Source organism: Klebsiella sp. 10-1 (assembly GCF_009758445.1).
GTDB classification, from domain to species: domain Bacteria; phylum Pseudomonadota; class Gammaproteobacteria; order Enterobacterales; family Enterobacteriaceae; genus Klebsiella; species Klebsiella scottii.
In genome coordinates this window covers 1,473,329-1,490,887 of the sequence record NZ_WQRE01000001.1, presented here as the reverse complement: position 1 = coordinate 1,490,887, position 17,559 = coordinate 1,473,329, and the positions used below count along the sequence as shown (strand labels likewise).

Here is a 17,559-nt window from a genome sequence, read left to right as displayed (position 1 = left end):
TAACCGCAGCGGATAGCCCTTGGCTATCCGCTTTTTCATCCGCGGCTCAGGCCTGCAAATAGACCACCTGGGTCTGCAGGTATTCGTTCAGACCGTGGCGGCCGTCGGCCCCGCCGATACCGGATTTGCGCCAGCCCGCATGAAAGCCCTGCATGGCTTCAAAGTTCTCGCGGTTAACGTAGGTTTCGCCGAACTTCAGCCCCTTAATCGCCTTCATCGCCACGTTCAGGTCGCGCGTATAGATTGACGACGTCAGCCCGTAGTCGCTGTCGTTGGCCATCGCCAGCGCCTCCTCAAGCGTGTCAAACGCCACCACCGGCAGTACCGGGCCAAAGGTTTCTTCGTGGACGATATCCATCTCCTGGCGCACGTCCAGCAGCAGCGTCGGCGGATAAAAATAGCCGCTGCCGGCGACCGCTTTGCCGCCTAAGGCAAGGCGCGCGCCCTGAGCCAGCGCTTTGGCCACCTTCTGCTCGACCCGCTCCAGCGCGGCGGCGTTAATCAGCGGCCCCATCGCAATATCATCGCGCAGGGCCGGGTCGCCGAACTGTACCGCTTTCAGCGCTTCGCCGAGGCGGTTAACGAAGCGATCGTAGATCCCTTTCTGCACGTAAACGCGCTCAACGCAGTTGCATACCTGTCCGCTGTTGATCACCCGCGAATCGACCACCGCCTTGACCGCCAGCTCAAGATCGGCGTCATCCATCACAATCGCCGGCGCCTTACCGCCCAGCTCGAGGCACACTTTGGTGATATTTTTCGCCGCGGCGGCCATGATTTTTTCACCCGCGCCTACGCTGCCGGTCATGCTGACCATCGCCACTTTCGGGTTCGCCGCCAGCTCCTGGCCGACGGTCTCCCCGCGGCCTAACACCAGGTTAAACACCCCCTTCGGCAGGCCGATGTCATCGACAATCTGCGCGAAGGCGACGGCGTTATTGGGCGTGAACTCGCTCGGTTTAATCACAATCGTATTGCCGGTCAGCAGCGCCGGGGCGAGCTTGCGGGCAATCAGGAAGAACGGGAAGTTCCACGGCAGGATGCCGGTGGTCACGCCGAGGGCGCGTTTGAAAACGAGGATATTTTCGCCGGGACGGTCGCTTTGCACGATTTCACCTTCGTAGCGCCGCGCCCACTCGGCCATATAGTCGAGATAATCGGCGGTAAAGGAGACCTCCACTGCCGCCAGCTGCTGAGTCTTCCCGCCTTCAGCTACGATAAGCGCCGCAATCTCGCCGGCGCGTTCGCGGACCCCGATGGCGATTTTACGCAGCCAGCCGGCGCGCTCGATAGCCGGCAGCGCCTCCCAGGCCGGCTGCGCGCGATCCGCGGCGGCAATGGCCCGCCGCGCGTCTTCGGCGCTGCCGTCGGGAATGCGGGAGAGCAGCGCTTCGGTGGCAGGATTAAGCACGTCAATCCAGGCGTCGCCGCGCCCGGCAACAAACTGACCATCAATATACATCGGGTGTTGAACGGGTGCTGTCATAGCCTGCTCCTGTAGATTTATTGTTTTTAACAAGTGATTTATTTGTTAAAAATCTATCCATAAGAGGCAATAAGAGCAGTCCGCACGCCTGATTATGTGAATTACTTCATAAAAACGGCCCCGAAAGCGGGGGGAAACGTTACATTCAGGCAACACAAACTGCCCGTTTGCGACAAACCTGGCGCAAACGGGCAAAAATCATCAGCCTAAGGTCCGATCGCCGAGGGCGTGGGCCAGGAGGCTGTCGTCACGCAGCTGGCGCCACGCGCTGATAATCCGCGGAGGCATATCAACGTGGGCAATAAAATCTTTACCCAGCGGACCGTATCCCTGCGGGCCATTCTGCAGGCGCGGCAGCTCGCCAAGGATCAGCGCCAGATAGCGCCCCACCGGCCACAGCCCGTGCGCCGCCCCGCTGAACGCCAGGCCCTGCTCCGGCGTATTGCGCAGTTGCGGCACGAAGCCCGGGGTGCTGTACCAGCGCGGCAGCGGATCTGCCCCCTGCCAGACGCGGGCGAAGGTCGCCATCGTTCGCCGCTGCATGGTCGGGTCCTGGATAACCACGCCCGCGCGGTGCGCCAGCCCCTCGGCCTCGAGCACGTCGCGGGTAAAGCGCGCGTTCTCGCCGCAGTTGGTGGAGCGCGCTTCCGTCACGATCCGCTCGCGCGGTATGTGCCAGTACTGATGGGCGATATCGGCAAGGATAAGCGCTTCGGCGCGTCCCTCTACCGGCAGCGAACCATAGCGCGGATCGTTGCGTACCGCCTCATAGAGAAATGAAGTTGAGTGCCCAATCCCGCCGCTTATCAGCAGCGGAACCTCGGCGTCAGCCGCCAACCGGCAGGCGGCATCAATGGTCGGGATCACCGCGTTGCCCGCCAGCACCACCACCTCAAACGGCGGCTTCTGCGCCAGCGTTGTAAAATCGTCCTGCGCCAGCCAGGCGCCGACGAGGTTCGCTGCCGCCAGCGTATCGGCGGAGAGCGCCGGGAAATTATCTGACATACCTTCTCCTTTTCAGTTTGCGCAGCGACAACGTCCCTCTTTATCGCCGCGCAGCAGATTGGGCCGATTGTATCCTGTCAGGCGTTAAGTTTCTCCAGCCGCGTTTGCCCTTCTCGCTTCTGCTTTATTTTCCAGCACAGCCACAGGGCGATGAACCACAGCGGCGTGGCGATCAGCGCCTTCAGGGTATCGGGGTCGAAGATCATAATAAAAATGGAGAAGGCAAAAAACAGCAGGCTTAGCCAGCTCATCGCCACGCCCGCCGGCATCTTAAAGGCCGAGCTTTCATGCAGGTCCGGGCGCTTTTGCCGATACACCAGGTAGGCCACGAGGATCATTCCCCAGCTGAAGACCACCATAATGGCCGCCAGCGTCGAGACGATGGTGAACAGAGTCATCACGTTCGGCACGAGGAACAGCAGCAGCGTGCCGCTGAGCATGCAGAAGCAGGAGAACAGCAGGCTGCGCACCGGAATGCGGGTATGGCGCGACAGGATGCGAAACTGCCCGTGGGCGTGTTTCTCAACCGACAGGCCGTATAGCATGCGGGTGCTGGAGTAGACCCCGCTGTTGGCCGACGACATCGCCGAGGTCAGGGCCACGAAGTTAATCACCGCCGCGGCGGCGGGCAGGCCGGCTTTGGCGAACAGGGTGACGAACGGGCTGGCGTCGGGCGACACGCCCGGCCACGAGGCCACGGCAATAATCACCACCATCGACAGCAGATAAAAAATGATAATCCGCAGCGGCAGCGCGTTGATCGCCTTAGGTAAGATCTTCTGCGGATCGCGGGTTTCCGCGGTCATCGTCCCGAGCAGCTCAATCCCGGTGAAGGAGAAAATCGCTATCTGGAAACCGGCGAGGAAGCCGGTGACGCCGTGAGGCATAAAGACCGCCGGGTCGGTGATATGGTGCAGCGAGGCCTTCACGCCGTCCGGCGAAGTCCAGCCGATGGCGATCATCCACGCGCCGGTCACAATCAGCGCGATAATCGTAATCACCTTGATCAGCGCAAACCAGAATTCAGCCTCGCCGAACATCTTCACCGACAGCAAATTGAACAGGAACAGAATGCCGAGGGTGCTCAGGGCCGGCATCCACGCCGACATTTCGGGAAACCAGTACTGCATATAGCTGCCGCACACCACCACGTCGGCAATACAGGTCACCACCCAGCTCAGCCAGTAGGTCCAGCCGAGGTAAAAGCTCGCCTGCGGCCCCAGATAATCGCCGACGAAATCGGCGAAAGAGCGGTAATCCAGGCGGGTGAGCAGCACTTCGCCCATCGCCCGCATCACCATATAGGTAAAAAAGCCCACCAGCAGATAGATCAGCAGGATCGAGGTCCCCGCCACCGCAATATTTCGTCCCGCCCCCATAAACAGGCCGGTCCCGATGGCGCCGCCCAGCGCAATCATCTGAATGTGCCGGGCGCCAAGGCCGCGTTTGAGCTGCGACGGGCACTCCCCGTCGATGGCAGGATGCTCCTGCCCCTCACGTTGATGTTGAGTCATGTCGATTCCTTCAGAGAGGCAAAGAAAGGCATGGCGCGGCAGACTTCAGCAGCAAACCGGCGCGTTGCCCGTTTGCCACTCCCGCATTTGGAAACAGGATGTAGGGAGCCTGCGCATCGATAACCCACGTTTTCTCCGCCTGACGCGCAATAACGTGCCCGACGGCAAGCGCGGTGAAGTTTTCAGTTTGCGGATCGAGGTGCAAGATGAAGCGATCGTCGCCCTTGATGATGCTCTCCTGAACCACAAAATGGCGCATCGGCTCCTTGAGGCGCGACGGCAGCGCGCCGCCGCCGATCGTCGCCCGCAGCGCCGCCCCGGCGGGGGCAAACAGGCGCAAATCGTTCTCACCAAAGGGCATCACTTTGCCCAGCTCCAGCGTCGCGCTTTCGGCGGCGAACGCCTCGGCGGTAAAGTGGGTAAAGGTCCCGCCGGGTTCGGTATGACGCACCACCGCGTCCATACCGCTGGCAGAGAGCAGCTGATAAAACCCGGCGCTGTACTCTCCCTCCCGCGCGGGGAGAAGCGCAAACTGGCGGTAGCGCGAGCCGCGGATGGCGGTATGCAGATCGAGATGCACTCTGCCGACGCGGCCGTGGGCATCGGCCGCCGTATAGAACGCCCGGACCGCCGCCTCCAGCTCCGCCGCGCGCCGGGACTCGTTGCCCGGCGCCGCGCGCAGATGACGCCCGCCGAACAGGCGGTTGAGGTCGTTATGCAGATAGCGGCGGGAGGCGCGGATCGCCGGCAGGTTGCCGAAGACGATCAGCAGCGCCTGCGAGAGCGGCTGCTGGCCCTGGCTCAGCGCATGCGCGATCTCCAGCAGCATCTCTATCGGCGCGGTTTCGTTGCCGTGAATGCCGGCTGAAACGATCGCCGCCTGCCGCCACGGCCTCTGCGGCAGCAGCTGCAGCACGCCGTCCGCCAGCCAGCGCGCCTCAATTTCTGCGGGAAACGCCCACTCCGCCAGCCGACAGTGCAGTAAATCATTCACCTTGTTGTCCATTCCCGGTCCCTTAGCGCTGGAAGTCATAGATGCAGCCCAGGCGCAAAATCTGCGTCAGTTCATCAAGGGCCTGATACACCTCGCTCAGGAGCTGCGGGTCGGCCAGGTCGCGGGCGTGGAGGCGATCGCGGTAATGCTTCTCGACCCACTGCGTGAGCTGCCGATAGCGCGCGTCGTCCATCAGGCTGTGCGGATTCACCGCCGCCAGCTCGGCGTGGTTCAGCACCACCCGCAGGCGCAGGCAGGCCGGGCCGCCGCCGTTGCGCATGCTTTCACGCAGATCGAATACCGCCAGCTCGTCGATCGGCGAGGCGCTGTCGCTCACCAGCCCGCTCAGGTACTGCCAGACGTTCTCCCGCTGGCGGCACTCTTCCGGCACCACGATCAGCATTTTGCCATCCGGCTTGCTCAGCAGCTGGCTGTTGAACAGATACGAGGCGACGGCGTCGTTAAGCCCCACCTGGGCCTGCGGAACCTCGACGCTGACAAACGGAATATCCAGGCGGGCCGCTTTTTCCCGCAGGGTCGCCAGCAGCGCCTGCTGCTGTACAAAGGCCTGCTGATGATGGAACAGCACGTGGCGATTGCTTACCGCAATCACGTCATTATGGAACACGCCGCCGTCGATGGCCGCCGGATCCTGCTGGGCAAAAACGGTATATTCCGGGTTCAGCCGGTGCAGGCGGGCCACCGCCTGGCTCGCCTCCAGGGTCTGACGCGCCGGATATTTTTGCGGCGCCACGCCGCCGCTGGCGCGCCTGCCGTAGACAAACAGCTGCAGACCCTGACGGCCGTAGTCGTAGCAGAAGCGGTTGTGGTTCGCCGCCCCTTCATCGCCCAGGTCGCCGTGCTGGGCCAGGGCATGGTGATGGACGAAATAGCCTTCGTCGGCAAAGGTCGCGCGTAAAATCGCCGCGGTGGTCGGCGCTTCCTGGGAGCGGTGCAGCTTGTTGGTCAGGTTGGCGACCGTAAAATGCAGCCTGCCGTCGGCGCTATCGGCGGATGGCGATACCGTCGCCGCGTTGGCGGTCCACATCGACGATGCAGAGCTAAACGCCGAGAGCAGATGCGGCGCGTCGGCGGCGGCGCGGGCGATCACCTGCTCATCGCTGCCGTAAAAGCCCAGACCGCGCAGCGCGGCGATATTCGGCCGCGGCTGCGGGGGTAAAATCCCCTGAATAAAGCCCCTGTCGGCAAGGGCCTTCATTTTGCATAAGCCCTGCAGCGCCGCCTTCTTCGGGTTGGATACGCCGTCGCGGTTATTTTGCGAGGCTTCGTTACCGACCGACAGCCCGGCGTAGTGGTGCGTAGGCCCAACCAGGCCATCGAAATTAGCTTCAAAACCAGACATAGTGTCCTCACAGAATCCGTTGTCAGAATGGCAGACCGGGCGACGTTGCCGCCGGGAGCGTCAGCGTTTCGCTGACCAGCGAGGCCATCGGCCAGGCGCAATAGTCCGCCGCGTACCAGGCCGACGCGCGGTGGTTGCCGGAGGCGCCCACGCCGCCAAACGGCGCCTTGCTGGAGGCGCCGGTCAGCGGCTTGTTCCAGTTAACGATCCCGGCGCGCGCTTCATCGGCGAGCCTGGCGAACAGCGCCGGATCGGCGGAAATCAGCCCGGTCGCCAGCCCGTAGCGGGTGTTGTTGGCGATGCGGATCGCCTCATCAAACTGCTCATAGCGGACCACCGTCAGCAGCGGGCCGAAATACTCTTCGTCGGGCACGTCGATCCCGGTGACGTCAATAATTCCCGGGGTGAGCAGCGTGGAGTTGGGATCCGGCTGGGTCATGCGCAGCAGCACCTTGCCGCCCAGCTGCTCAAGCTTGTCCTGCGCCGCCAGCATCCCCTGCGCCGCCTGCAGGGAGATAACGCCGCCCATAAACGGCTGCGGTTCGGCATCCCAGCGGCCGGCGCGAATGCTGGCGCTGGCGGCAGCCAGCCGCTGCAGCAGCGCGTCGCCCTGCTCCCCGCGTTTGACCACCAGCCGGCGGGCGCAGGTGCAGCGCTGCCCGGCGGAGATAAACGCCGACTGGATAATCACGTTCAGCGCCGCGTCGACGTCAAGCGCGTCGGCGACGATCAGCGCGTTGTTGCCGCCCATCTCCAGCGCCAGCATCTTCTCCGGCTGGCCGCCGAGATAGCGGTGGAAGTGGAAGCCGGTTGACGCGCTGCCGGTAAACAGCACCCCGTCGATATCGCGGTTTTCCAGCAGCGCCTGGCCGGTCTCCTTGCCGCCCTGAATCAGGTTGATAACCCCTTCCGGAACCCCGGCCTGCTGCCACAACTGCACGGTCAGCTCGGCGGTCGCCGGCGTCAGTTCGCTGGGCTTAAAGACCACCGTGTTGCCGGCGATCAGCGCCGGAATAATATGACCGTTCGGCAAATGGCCGGGGAAGTTGTACGGGCCGAAGACCGCCATCACTCCGTGCGGCTTGTGGCGCAGGAGTGCTTTGCCGTCCGGCATCGGCGATTCGCGATAGCCGGTACGCTCGGCGTAGGCGTCAATGGAGATCGCCGCTTTGCCGATCATCGCCTGCACCTCGGTGCGGGTTTCCCACAGCGGCTTGCTGGTTTCGCGAGAAATCATCTCCGCCAGGGCCTCTTTATGCGCATCCAGCAGCGCGGCAAAGCGCTGCACGCTGGCAATACGCTCCGCCAGCGCAAGATGGGACCAGGCGTAAAAGGCGCCGCGCGCCGCCGCGCAGGCGGCCTGCACCTCCGCCGCTCCCGCGCTGGCCGCCTGCCACAGCGGCGCCTGGTTTTCCGGCGCCAGCTTGGTTAACGGCGCCCCCGAACCCTGCCGCCACTCGCCTGCGATAAAATGTGCGTTTATTGCCATGATGTTCTGCTCTCCGGATTAAGTGTTACCGCATGAACCCGGTCAGTCTCGCTAACCTCGAGGGCGTCCAGCGCGGCGCGTTCGTTGTTCTCTTCCGGGGTCAGCAGCACCGCGCGGAAATGTTCAAACCGGTTATTGGCGACGATGATCGGCGCCGCCCGCTGCGCCATGGCGTGCATGGCCGGGATAAACCGGCTCTCGCCGATCGCTCTGATACTGTCGGTTTGCGCCTCCAGCACCGGGCCGGCGTCGAAAATATCCACCGACCCGCGCCAGCTGAAGCCCTCTTTTTCAAGGATCGCCCGCGCCGGCGAGGTATTGGCATGCACCTCGCCAATCGCTTCGCGGGCGTTTTCCGGCAGCAGCGAGACGTAAATCGGATACGCCGGCATCAGCTCGGCAATAAAGGTTTTCATGCCGGTGCCGGTCAGCCGGTCGGCATCGGCAAACGGAATATCGAAGAAGTGGTGGCCCAGTGCATCCCAGAACGGCGAATTACCGTGCTCATCGCTGCGTCCGCGCAGCTCGGCGAACAGATGCGGCGAAAACAGCTCCCGGAAGGCGGCGATAAATAAAAACCGCGCTTTGGAGAGGAACAGGCCGTTACGGTTTTTTTGGTACTCCGGGTCGAGGAACAGGGTGCAGAGCTCGCTATGGCCGGTGTGGTCGTAGCTGAGGTTCAGCAGCTCCTGATTTTTATAGACCCCCAGCTCCTTCGAGGCGCGAACCGTGCGCTGCAGGCGGAAATTATAAAAGGGTTCGTCGAGCCCCACCGCCACCTCAATGGCGCTGACGCCCACCGCCCGCGACAGATCGGTATCCTCCAGCACAAACAGGAAGCCCTGCTGGCCGCGGGGCAGCCTGCCGGCGAAGGTGTCGACGCTGCGCTGGATCCGCGCGGCCAGGCGCGCGGGATCGTTCGGTAACGACGTCATGCCGACCCCCGCCCGCGAGGCGAGGCGAATGATGTCGTCGAGATCGTTTTCCCTGACGGGACGAAATAGCATCATAAACCGTCTCCCGGATTAGCGCGTCAGGCGGGCGACGGCGCGATCGAGCCGCACGAAGGCTTCCTCAATGTCCGCCAGCGGAATATTGAGCGCGGGGGCAAAGCGCAGGACGTCAGGTCCGGCGATCAGGGCGATCAGCCCCTCCTGCGCCGCGAGGTTGGTCAGCGTTTTGGCCTGGCCGCGCAGGCGGCTCGCCAGCTCGGCGCCAATCAGCAGCCCGACGCCGCGCACCGCGCTGAAAAGATCGTACTTCGCGTTTAGCGCATTCAGCCCGGCGACGATAGCGTCGTGGCGCTCGCCAACCCCGGCCAGCAGCGCCTCATCCAGCTGCGCCAGAACGCCGTTGGCCGCCGTTGCCGCCAGCGGATTGCCGCCGAAAGTGGTGCCGTGGGTCCCCGGCTGGAAAACCTGCGCCCACGCCTCTTTCACCAGCATGGCGCCAATCGGGAAGCCGCCGCCCAGCCCTTTGGCGCTGGTGAGTATGTCCGGGACCACGTTGTAGTGCTGGTAGGCGTAGAGCGCGCCGGTCCTCCCGGCGCCGGTCTGAACTTCGTCAAAAATCAGCGTGACGTCATGCTGGTCGCACAGCTCCCGCAGCGTCCTGAGGAATGCCGGATCGGCCGGAACCACGCCGCCCTCGCCGATAATCGGCTCAACGATCACCGCGCAGGTTCGCGCTGAGATGGCGGCGGTGAGCGCCGCGATATCGTTATACGGCTGATGGGTAATATCCGGCGGCAGCGGCGCGTAATCACAGGAGTATTTCGGCTGTCCCCCCACCGACACGGTGAACAGCGTGCGACCGTGGAAGGCGTTATTGAAGGCAATAATTTCGCTTTTATCGGCGCCAAACTTATCGTGCGCATATTTGCGCGCCAGCTTCAGCGCCGCTTCGTTGGCTTCCGCCCCGGAGTTGCAGAAGAAAACCTTATCGGCAAAGGTGGCGTTAACCAGGGTTTTAGCCAGCTGCAGCACCGGCTCGTTGGTATAGCCGTTGCCAATGTGCCACAGGCTGTCGAGCTGCTCTTTCAGCGCCGCCGCCAGCGCCGGATTGCAGTGGCCAAGAGAGTTAACGGCGATGCCGCCCGCCAGGTCGATGTACTCTTTACCCTGCCGATCCCAAACTTTCGACCCTGCCGCTTTCAGCGGAATAAACGGGGCCGGTGCGAAACAGGGAACCATATAAGAATCAAAATCTTCACGAGTAATGCTGCCTGACATAACACTTCTCCGGAACAATTGTTGACAATAATTAATGTTGTCAGTCGTGGATATTCGAAATTAACCATTCCCGTGCGCCGTTTTTATTGCGAGCGAATCCGTTGCGATGAAATGAAATTCAGCGCAAAAAATAAAGGCCTTATAAACGCAAGGGCAATTGTTAAGTCATGGTTAATAGCTTGTGCATTGCGTGCTCTCATGCTGGCGCCTACTGTGCTACAAAGTCAATACGGTTGGCTAGCAATTTATTCACTTTTTGAAGATCATCAAGGTAATGATAAATATAGATAATTTATTTTTATATTCACTAATTTGCATAAAATATGCATATTGATGCACGACATGAGGCGGGTTTTCAGTGCGTAGTTATTCACTTAAAAAATAAAATTTCTAACAAAAATGTAAAATTCGTAATTGCCGTCAAATACTGCTTTATAAAATTGGTGATATTATTCATCACACAGAGTTTACTGCTGTAGCTATTCCACGGTTTTACACGACATAAATAACATTGAGAACAGGACTCTTATGGAAAAGTTATCTTACGCATCTGAAAGTAGTGCATCTCCCTGGACAACCTATCTGCGCCAGATCGACCGCGTAGCGCCTTATCTGGGCGATCTCGCCTACTGGGTGGAAACCCTGCGCCACCCGAAACGCGCGCTGATCGTCGACATTCCGGTGCAGATGGATGACGGCACCATCCGCCACTTCGAAGGCTATCGCGTACAGCACAATCTTTCGCGTGGACCGGGTAAAGGTGGTGTTCGCTACCATCCGGACGTTGACCTGAACGAAGTGATGGCGCTTTCTGCCTGGATGACCATCAAGTGCGCCGCAGTCAATATTCCTTACGGCGGCGCTAAGGGCGGCGTTCGCGTCGACCCGTTCAGCCTGTCGGAAGGCGAGCTGGAACGCCTGACCCGCCGCTACACCAGTGAAATCGGCCTTATCATCGGACCGCAAAAAGATATTCCGGCGCCGGATGTCGGCACCAACGGCAAAGTGATGGCATGGATGATGGATACCTACTCCATGAACCACGGCACCACCATCACCGGCGTAGTCACCGGCAAGCCGATCCACCTCGGCGGTTCTCTCGGTCGTGAAAAGGCCACCGGCCGCGGCGTATTTATCACCGGTCGCGAAGTGGCTGGCCGCTTCGGGATTGAAATTGAGGGCGCGAAAGTCGCGCTGCAGGGCTTTGGTAACGTCGGTAGCGAAGCGGCCCGCCTGTTCTCCGAGGTTGGCGCCCGCGTGGTGGTTATTCAGGATCACACCGCGACGTTGTTCAACGAGGGCGGGATTGATATGGCCGCCCTGACCGCATGGCAGGCGGAGAAAAAGCAGATTGCCGGCTTCCCTGGCGCCCGCGAAATCGAGAAAGAAGCGTTCTGGACCACGCCGATGGATATTCTGATCCCGGCGGCGCTGGAGGGTCAGATCACCCGCGAGCGCGCGGAAAAAATCAGCTGTAAGCTGGTGCTGGAAGGGGCTAACGGCCCGACCTACCCTGAGGCCGATGACGTGCTGGCCGAGCGCGGCGTGATCGTGGTGCCGGACGTTATCTGCAACGCCGGCGGCGTAACCGTCAGCTACTTCGAGTGGGTGCAGGATATGGCGAGCTTCTTCTGGAGCGAGGAGGAGATCAACGCCAAAATGGACCGCATCATGACCGATGCGATCGTCCACGTCTGCGAGAAAGCCGCCGACAAAGAGTGCTCTCTGCGTACCGCGGCCTATATCGTCGCCTGTGAGCGTATTCTGATGGCGCGTAAAGATCGCGGGATCTATCCGGGCTAAGGCTCGACGACGATCGCCACAACCGCCCGGGCCCTGGCCCGGGCTTTTTTTGCCCTTTCGCCGCCGCACGTACATTTTTCGAACAGACCATTAACCATTTTTCTATTTAACCTTGAATTCGCCAATCCGTCGGGCATAAACTCATTAGAGCTCTAATGACTTTGCAGAAGACTATGGATAACCGACAGCTTACCTTTTCCCATTTACTGTACCTCACCGCCCATCACTGGCGGCTGGCGGTCAACCGCCGCCTCAAGGACCTCGGCATGAGCCAGGCCAGCTGGGTCGCCGTCTCGGCGATTGCCCGCAACCAGCAGCCGCTGTCGCAAAGCGAGCTGGCCCAGGAGCTGGGCGTAGAGAGCGCCACTATCGTCCCGCTGATCAACCGGCTGGTGGAGTTAGCGCTGGTGGAGCGCGTAAAAACCGACAGCGACCGGCGCAAGCGCCTGCTGGTTGCCACCGACAAAGGCCTTGAGCTTTATCTGCAGGTAAAAACGGTGGCCGATGATTTACGCGAAGAGATTTTAAGCGCCATCAGCCCCGAAGAGCGGCAGCAAACGCACCTGGTACTGGAAAAACTGCTGCGCGAGGTGGAGAAAAAGTAATGCCTCGCCGTCCTGAAAACCCCTACGTGCCCCATGACTGGGCGCCGCATGAAAAGCCGGCGATCCTCGGTTCGCCCTCGACGCCGATCCACCCGACGCCAAAGCGTATCGCCTACGGCATTGTCGGGCTGCTGGTCTGCCTGACCGGCGCGCTGGGCAACGCGGTGGTCACCGCCAACCTGCAGAACCTGCAGGGAACCTTCGCCGCCTGGTCGACGGAAATCGCCTGGCTGCCGGCGGTCTACGTCATGACCAACGTCTCGATCAACCTGCTGCTGGTAAAATTTCGCCAGCAGTTCGGCCTGCGCGCCTTTACCGAAGGCTTTCTGGTTCTGTACGTGCTGGTGACCTTTTTCCACCTCTTCGTCAACGATCTCAGCTCGGCCATGATGGTCCGCGCCGCGCACGGCATGGTGGCGGCGGCGCTCAGCTCGCTGGGCATTTATTATCAGGTGCAGGCTTGGCCCGCCCGCCACCGCCTGAAGGCGCTGACCATCGGGATCACCGGCTCGTCGCTGGCGATCCCTCTCGCCCGCCTCTTCTCCACGGAGCTGCTGCAGATTGACGAATGGCGCGGCCTCTACTTTTTTGAACTGGGGCTGGCGCTGGTCTCTCTCGCCTGCGTAATGGTGCTCAAGCTGCCCCCCAGCGATCGGAAGAAAGTGTTCGAGAAAAAGGACTTTATTACCTTTATTCTGCTGGCCCCCGGCATGGCGCTGGTCTGCGCCGTTCTCTCGCTGGGCCGCCTTGACTGGTGGTTTGAAGCCCCGTGGATCGGCTGGGCGCTGGCGGGCGCGGTGGTGCTGATTGTGTTGGCCATCGTCTTCGAGCACAACCGCAGCAACCCGCTGCTCAACACCCACTGGCTCTCCAGCGGCAGCATCCTGCGCCTGGGATTAATTATGCTGCTAATGCGGATCGTGCTGGCGGAGCAAAACACCGGGGTTATCGGCTGGCTGCAGTACGTGGGGTTGCAGAACGAACAGATGACCCAGCTGGCGTGGTCGATTTTCGCCGGGATCGCCTGCGGCATCGTCGCCAGCTGCCTGACCCTCAACCCGCAGCGGCTTTACTGGCCCACCGCCACCGCCCTGGCGCTGATCATGATAGCCTCGCTGCTCGACAGCCGCTCGACCATCCTGACGCGTCCCGAACAGCTGATGTTCAGCCAGTTCCTGCTCGGCTTCGGCAGCGCGTTCTTCCTGGCGCCGGCGATGCTGGCCGGGATCGGCGGGGTCATTGCCGACCAGCGCAACCTGGTGAGCTTTTCGGTGCTGTTTGGCATGAGCCAGAATATCGGCGGCCTGCTGGGGTCGGCGATCCTCGGCACCTTTCAGACCTGGCGGGAAAAGTTTCACTCCAGTCAGCTCGCCGACCAGATAACCACGCTGAATCCGCTGATTGCCGAGCGCCTGCAGCAATACAGCCAGATGTATCAAAGCCAGATTGGCGACAGCACGCTGCTAAGCGTGCAGGCCAGTACGCTCCTGCAGAACGCCTCAACGCTGCAGGCCAATATTCTTGCCTACAATGACACCTATCTGCTGACGGCGTTGATTTCCGCCGGCACGCTGATCTGGGTGTTCTGGCGCCTGATAAGGCTGCGTATTACCGCTCGCATTGCGCTTAAACGTGCGACGGGAAACAAATAACAAAGATAATTTTTACTCTGGAGTCGTTATGAGTCAGCAGGATGCCGCCAGGCAACAGGCCAATACCCGCAATAATATCCGCGTAGTCTCTATTTTCAGCGCCGCCGCCATTGGCCTTGTTGGGGTGCTGGTGATTCTGTACGCGTGGCAGCTGCCGCCGTTTACCCGCCACAGCCAGTTTACCGATAACGCCTACGTGCGCGGGCAGACCACCTTTATCAGCCCGCAGGTCAGCGGCTATATCACCGCCGTCAACGTCCAGGATTTTGCCGAGGTCCAGCCCGGAGAGACGCTGTTCCAGATTGACGACCGGATCTACAGGCAGCGCGTCCACCAGGCGCAGGCTACTCTGGCGATGAAGGAGTCGGCGCTGAAAAATAACCAACAGCAGCGCCGAAGCGCCCAGGCGGTGATTGCCCGCAATGAGGCCGCGCTGCAAAACGCCCGCGCGCAGAATCAAAAAAACCAGGCCGACTTAAAGCGGGTGCAGGATTTGACCGCCGACGGTTCGCTGTCAATTCGCGAGCGCGACTCGGCAAGAGCCAGCGCCGCGCAGGGCACCGCCGATATTGAACAGGCGAAAGCCACGCTGGAAATGTCGCGTCAGGATCTGCAATCCACCATCGTCAACCGCGACGCGCTGGAAGCCGACGTTGCCAGCGCCAGGGCTGCGCTGGAGCTGGCGGATATCGATCTGCAGAACACGCGGATCGTCGCGCCAACCGGCGGACAGCTGGGGCAGATCTCCGTGCGTCTCGGCGCCTACGTCAGCGCCGGTACCCACCTGACGTCGTTGGTGCCGCCGCAGCACTGGGTGATCGCCAATATGAAAGAGACCCAGCTGGCGCACATTCGCATTGGCCAGGCCGCAACCTTTAGCGTCGATGCGCTCGATGGCGAGGCGTTCCGCGGCGTCGTCCAGAGCATCTCCCCGGCGACCGGCGTTGAATTCAGCGCCATTTCGCCGGATAACGCCACCGGCAACTTTGTTAAAATTGCCCAGCGAATTCCTGTGCGCATCGCGGTCGATGAGGGGCAGAAAAATAGCCAGCACCTGCGCCCCGGCATGTCGGTGCAGGTCACCATCGATACCCGTGAGGGAGAGAAGCCATGATGCGCCGGCTCACCCTTGCGCTGGCGCTGAGCGTCGCGCTGGCCGGCTGCCGGTCGGCAGACGTGCCGCCCGCAGCGTCGTCGCTGCAGATCCCCGCCGCCTGGCGCGCCGAAATCGGCCCCGCCAGCCCGCTTGAGGGCGTGTGGTGGCGCAACTTTCACGACAGCCAGCTCAATCAGTACGTGGAACAGGCGCTGCGCTATAACAGCGATGTGCTGATCGCCCGCGAACGGGTGAATGAATACCAGGCGCGGGCCTATGCCGCCGACAGCAGCCTGTTTCCGTCCCTTGACGCCTCGCTGAGCGGCAGCCGCGCCCGCGCGCAGTCCGCCGCCACCGGCCTGCCCATCCACAGTACGGTCTATAAAGGCGGGCTTACCGCCAGCTATGACGTCGATATCTGGGGAGCCAACCGCAGCGCCGCCAGCGCCGCCGAGGCCAGCCTTGAGGCGCAGAAGGCAGCCGCCGCTGCCGCAGACCTTACCGTCGCCGCCTCGGTGGCCGTCGGCTATCTGACGCTGCTCTCTCTGGACGAGCAGCTGCGGGTCACCCGGCAGACGCTGAAATCCCGCGAAGACGCCTACAGCATGGCTAAACGCCAGTTTGAGACCGGCTATACCTCGCGCCTCGAGCTGATGCAGGCCGATTCGGAGCTGCGATCTACCCGGGCGCAGATCCCGCCGCTGGAGCATCAAATCGCCCAGCAGGAGAACGCCCTCAGCGTGCTGATCGGCAGCAACCCGCAGGAGATCAGGCGTCAGGACTTTGCCCATCTGACGCCGCTGTCGCTGTCGTCGCAGCTGCCCTCCAGCCTGCTGAACCGCCGACCGGATATCGCGCAGGCCCAGCGCCAGCTGCTCGCCGCCGACGCCACCCTTGCCTCTTCCCAGGCCCGGCTGCTGCCGTCGATCAATTTGACCGCCACCGGCAGCATGCAGGACCGTACGCTGCCGGATCTGCTCGATAATCCGCTGCGGCTGTGGAGCATCGGCGGCAGTATTCTCGCTCCGCTGCTGAACCGCCAGGCGCTGAACGCCCAGGTCGACGTGTCGATGGCCCAGCGTAACCAGGCGCTGTATGGCTATGAGAAAACGGTGCGCGGCGCGTTTCGCGAGGTCAACGATAGCCTGGACGCCATCACCCGCTACGGCGAACAGCTCACGGAGCTGCAGGAGCAGGAGGCGGTGGCGCAGGAGACGCTGCGGATTGCCGGAAACCGCTATCGTAACGGCTACTCCTCTTATCTCGAGGTTCTGGACGCCCAGCGCACCCTGTTCTCGACGCAAATCAGCGTCGTGCAGGTGAAAAATAACCTGCTGCTGGCCCAGGTTGATTTATATCGGTCGCTGGGAGGCGGCTGGTCTGATTCATCAGGGACGTAATACAGGAAATTTTGCATGCAACAACAATGGTCTGCTGTAGATAATTATCTTGTTGAAACGCTGATCCCGCACGACCCGCTGCTGCAGCAGGTGCTGGAGAATAACCAGCGCGCCGGCCTTCCGGCCTATGACGTTGCCGCCAACCAGGGCCAGTTTCTGGCGCTGCTGGTGCGCATCACCCGCGCCCGGCGGGTGCTGGAGATCGGCACGCTCGGCGGCTATAGCACCATCTGGATGGCGCGCGAGCTGCCGCCGGACGGCGAGCTGCTGACCCTGGAAGCCGACCCGCACCATGCGCAAACTGCGCGGCAGAATATTCGGCTGGCGGGCGTGGACGATCGGGTCGAGGTGCGCGAAGGCCCGGCGCTGGCAACCCTTGAGAGCCTCGGCGATCGCCCCGCTTTTGATCTGATTTTTATCGATGCCGATAAGCCCAACAACCCACACTACCTGCGGTGGGCCCTGCGCTACTCCCGGCCGGGAACGCTGATTATCGGCGATAACGTGGTGCGGGATGGGGAGGTGACTAATCCGCATAGCGCCGATGAGCGGGTCCAGGGCGTGCGGCGGTTTATTGAGATGATGGGCAGCGACCCGCGCCTGACGGTGACGGCGCTGCAGACGGTGGGCAGCAAGGGCTGGGATGGGTTTACGCTGGCGTGGGTCAACGGGTAGCTCCGCTACCGGCAGCGGCCCCAGCCGATTAACGTGGCTGCTCGCTAAGAGAAACTTCTCTCATTAACCTCCGCGGAATATTTCGTTCATTTCCGTGGAATGTTCCGTTCACGTTGAATCCGACGTTTTTCTCACACCCGCTGCGGGTGAACGGCACGGGGGCGTTTCGCCCGCCCCACGCTGCCAACCCGTGGCAATTAGGTTGCGATTTCATTGCTGAAAGAATTTTCAGCAATGACCATGCAG

At 61.7% G+C, this 17,559-nt stretch carries 15 protein-coding genes; 7 read left to right on the top strand and 8 right to left on the bottom strand.

Annotated elements, in window-relative coordinates; translation table 11 throughout:
• Positions 1–46: 46 nt before the first annotated feature.
• The 8 genes from aldA to GO007_RS07055 all read right to left on the bottom strand — a co-directional run bounded on the left by aldA (position 47) and on the right by GO007_RS07055 (position 10,082).
• Positions 47–1,486, bottom strand: coding sequence for an aldehyde dehydrogenase (gene aldA / locus GO007_RS07090; RefSeq protein ID WP_095097353.1), 1,440 nt, complete (start codon positions 1,484–1,486; stop codon positions 47–49).
• Between the two features lie 201 nt (positions 1,487–1,687).
• The gene (locus GO007_RS07085) at positions 1,688–2,491 is read right to left on the bottom strand and encodes a YdcF family protein (RefSeq protein ID WP_095097350.1); all 804 of its coding nucleotides are present in this window, start codon (positions 2,489–2,491) and stop codon (positions 1,688–1,690) included.
• A 77-nt stretch (positions 2,492–2,568) separates the two neighbouring features.
• Complete coding sequence (locus tag GO007_RS07080) at positions 2,569–4,005, bottom strand: amino acid permease (protein WP_095097347.1); 1,437 nt, start codon at positions 4,003–4,005, stop codon at positions 2,569–2,571.
• A gap of 10 nt (positions 4,006–4,015) precedes the next feature.
• Entirely contained in the window at positions 4,016–5,011 is a 996-nt protein-coding gene (gene astE, locus GO007_RS07075) for a succinylglutamate desuccinylase (RefSeq protein WP_095097344.1), read from the bottom strand.
• A gap of 10 nt (positions 5,012–5,021) precedes the next feature.
• Positions 5,022–6,362: an N-succinylarginine dihydrolase gene (gene astB / locus GO007_RS07070; RefSeq protein ID WP_095097341.1), complete on the bottom strand. Its 1,341-nt coding sequence runs from the start codon at positions 6,360–6,362 to the stop codon at positions 5,022–5,024.
• A 22-nt stretch (positions 6,363–6,384) separates the two neighbouring features.
• On the bottom strand, positions 6,385–7,851 hold the full coding sequence (astD, locus tag GO007_RS07065) for a succinylglutamate-semialdehyde dehydrogenase (RefSeq protein WP_095097339.1): 1,467 nt from the start codon (positions 7,849–7,851) through the stop codon (positions 6,385–6,387).
• Entirely contained in the window at positions 7,842–8,858 is a 1,017-nt protein-coding gene (gene astA, locus GO007_RS07060) for an arginine N-succinyltransferase (protein ID WP_189339842.1), read from the bottom strand. The genes astD and astA overlap by 10 nt, the downstream gene beginning before the upstream one ends.
• Before the next feature lie 18 nt (positions 8,859–8,876).
• Positions 8,877–10,082, bottom strand: a complete 1,206-nt coding sequence (locus GO007_RS07055) for a bifunctional succinylornithine transaminase/acetylornithine transaminase (protein WP_095097333.1) — start codon at positions 10,080–10,082, stop codon at positions 8,877–8,879.
• 21 nt (positions 10,083–10,103) lie between these two features.
• On the opposite strand from GO007_RS07055, the gene GO007_RS07050 reads away from it, so the two are divergent.
• From GO007_RS07050 to GO007_RS07020, 7 genes are all read left to right on the top strand, one after another.
• Positions 10,104–10,373 (top strand): hypothetical protein, encoded by a 270-nt coding sequence (locus tag GO007_RS07050; protein ID WP_143350144.1) that lies wholly within the window; start codon positions 10,104–10,106, stop codon positions 10,371–10,373.
• A gap of 237 nt (positions 10,374–10,610) precedes the next feature.
• Positions 10,611–11,885, top strand: a complete 1,275-nt coding sequence (locus GO007_RS07045; RefSeq protein WP_095097330.1) for a Glu/Leu/Phe/Val family dehydrogenase — start codon at positions 10,611–10,613, stop codon at positions 11,883–11,885.
• Positions 11,886–12,058: 173 nt separating this feature from the next.
• Positions 12,059–12,490, top strand: coding sequence for a MarR family winged helix-turn-helix transcriptional regulator (locus GO007_RS07040; RefSeq protein ID WP_095097327.1), 432 nt, complete (start codon positions 12,059–12,061; stop codon positions 12,488–12,490).
• The gene (locus GO007_RS07035) at positions 12,490–14,142 is read left to right on the top strand and encodes an MFS transporter (protein ID WP_095097324.1); all 1,653 of its coding nucleotides are present in this window, start codon (positions 12,490–12,492) and stop codon (positions 14,140–14,142) included. Before GO007_RS07040 ends, GO007_RS07035 begins: the two co-directional genes overlap by 1 nt.
• A gap of 28 nt (positions 14,143–14,170) precedes the next feature.
• Positions 14,171–15,256 carry an HlyD family secretion protein gene (locus GO007_RS07030; RefSeq protein WP_095097321.1) on the top strand — a complete coding sequence of 362 codons (1,086 nt, stop codon included), beginning with the start codon at positions 14,171–14,173 and terminating at the stop codon, positions 15,254–15,256.
• Positions 15,253–16,638 carry an efflux transporter outer membrane subunit gene (locus GO007_RS07025; protein ID WP_095097318.1) on the top strand — a complete coding sequence of 462 codons (1,386 nt, stop codon included), beginning with the start codon at positions 15,253–15,255 and terminating at the stop codon, positions 16,636–16,638. Before GO007_RS07030 ends, GO007_RS07025 begins: the two co-directional genes overlap by 4 nt.
• Before the next feature lie 15 nt (positions 16,639–16,653).
• Positions 16,654–17,313, top strand: coding sequence for an O-methyltransferase (locus tag GO007_RS07020; protein WP_095097315.1), 660 nt, complete (start codon positions 16,654–16,656; stop codon positions 17,311–17,313).
• The last annotated feature ends 246 nt before the right edge of the window (positions 17,314–17,559 follow it).

Excerpts from the sequence above, each read along its gene's own strand:
- GO007_RS07020 (WP_095097315.1), top strand. The coding sequence starts at position 16,654 with ATGCAACAACAATGGTCTGCTGTAGATAATTATCTTGTTGAAACGCTG.
- GO007_RS07035 (WP_095097324.1), top strand. The coding sequence starts at position 12,490 with ATGCCTCGCCGTCCTGAAAACCCCTACGTGCCCCATGACTGGGCGCCG.
- astE (WP_095097344.1), bottom strand. The coding sequence starts at position 5,011 with ATGGACAACAAGGTGAATGATTTACTGCACTGTCGGCTGGCGGAGTGG.
- GO007_RS07055 (WP_095097333.1), bottom strand. The coding sequence starts at position 10,082 with ATGTCAGGCAGCATTACTCGTGAAGATTTTGATTCTTATATGGTTCCC.
- GO007_RS07025 (WP_095097318.1), top strand. The coding sequence starts at position 15,253 with ATGATGCGCCGGCTCACCCTTGCGCTGGCGCTGAGCGTCGCGCTGGCC.
- aldA (WP_095097353.1), bottom strand. The coding sequence starts at position 1,486 with ATGACAGCACCCGTTCAACACCCGATGTATATTGATGGTCAGTTTGTT.
- GO007_RS07030 (WP_095097321.1), top strand. The coding sequence starts at position 14,171 with ATGAGTCAGCAGGATGCCGCCAGGCAACAGGCCAATACCCGCAATAAT.
- GO007_RS07080 (WP_095097347.1), bottom strand. The coding sequence starts at position 4,005 with ATGACTCAACATCAACGTGAGGGGCAGGAGCATCCTGCCATCGACGGG.
- GO007_RS07045 (WP_095097330.1), top strand. The coding sequence starts at position 10,611 with ATGGAAAAGTTATCTTACGCATCTGAAAGTAGTGCATCTCCCTGGACA.
- astB (WP_095097341.1), bottom strand. The coding sequence starts at position 6,362 with ATGTCTGGTTTTGAAGCTAATTTCGATGGCCTGGTTGGGCCTACGCAC.
- astA (WP_189339842.1), bottom strand. The coding sequence starts at position 8,858 with ATGCTATTTCGTCCCGTCAGGGAAAACGATCTCGACGACATCATTCGC.
- GO007_RS07085 (WP_095097350.1), bottom strand. The coding sequence starts at position 2,491 with ATGTCAGATAATTTCCCGGCGCTCTCCGCCGATACGCTGGCGGCAGCG.
- GO007_RS07040 (WP_095097327.1), top strand. The coding sequence starts at position 12,059 with ATGGATAACCGACAGCTTACCTTTTCCCATTTACTGTACCTCACCGCC.
- astD (WP_095097339.1), bottom strand. The coding sequence starts at position 7,851 with ATGGCAATAAACGCACATTTTATCGCAGGCGAGTGGCGGCAGGGTTCG.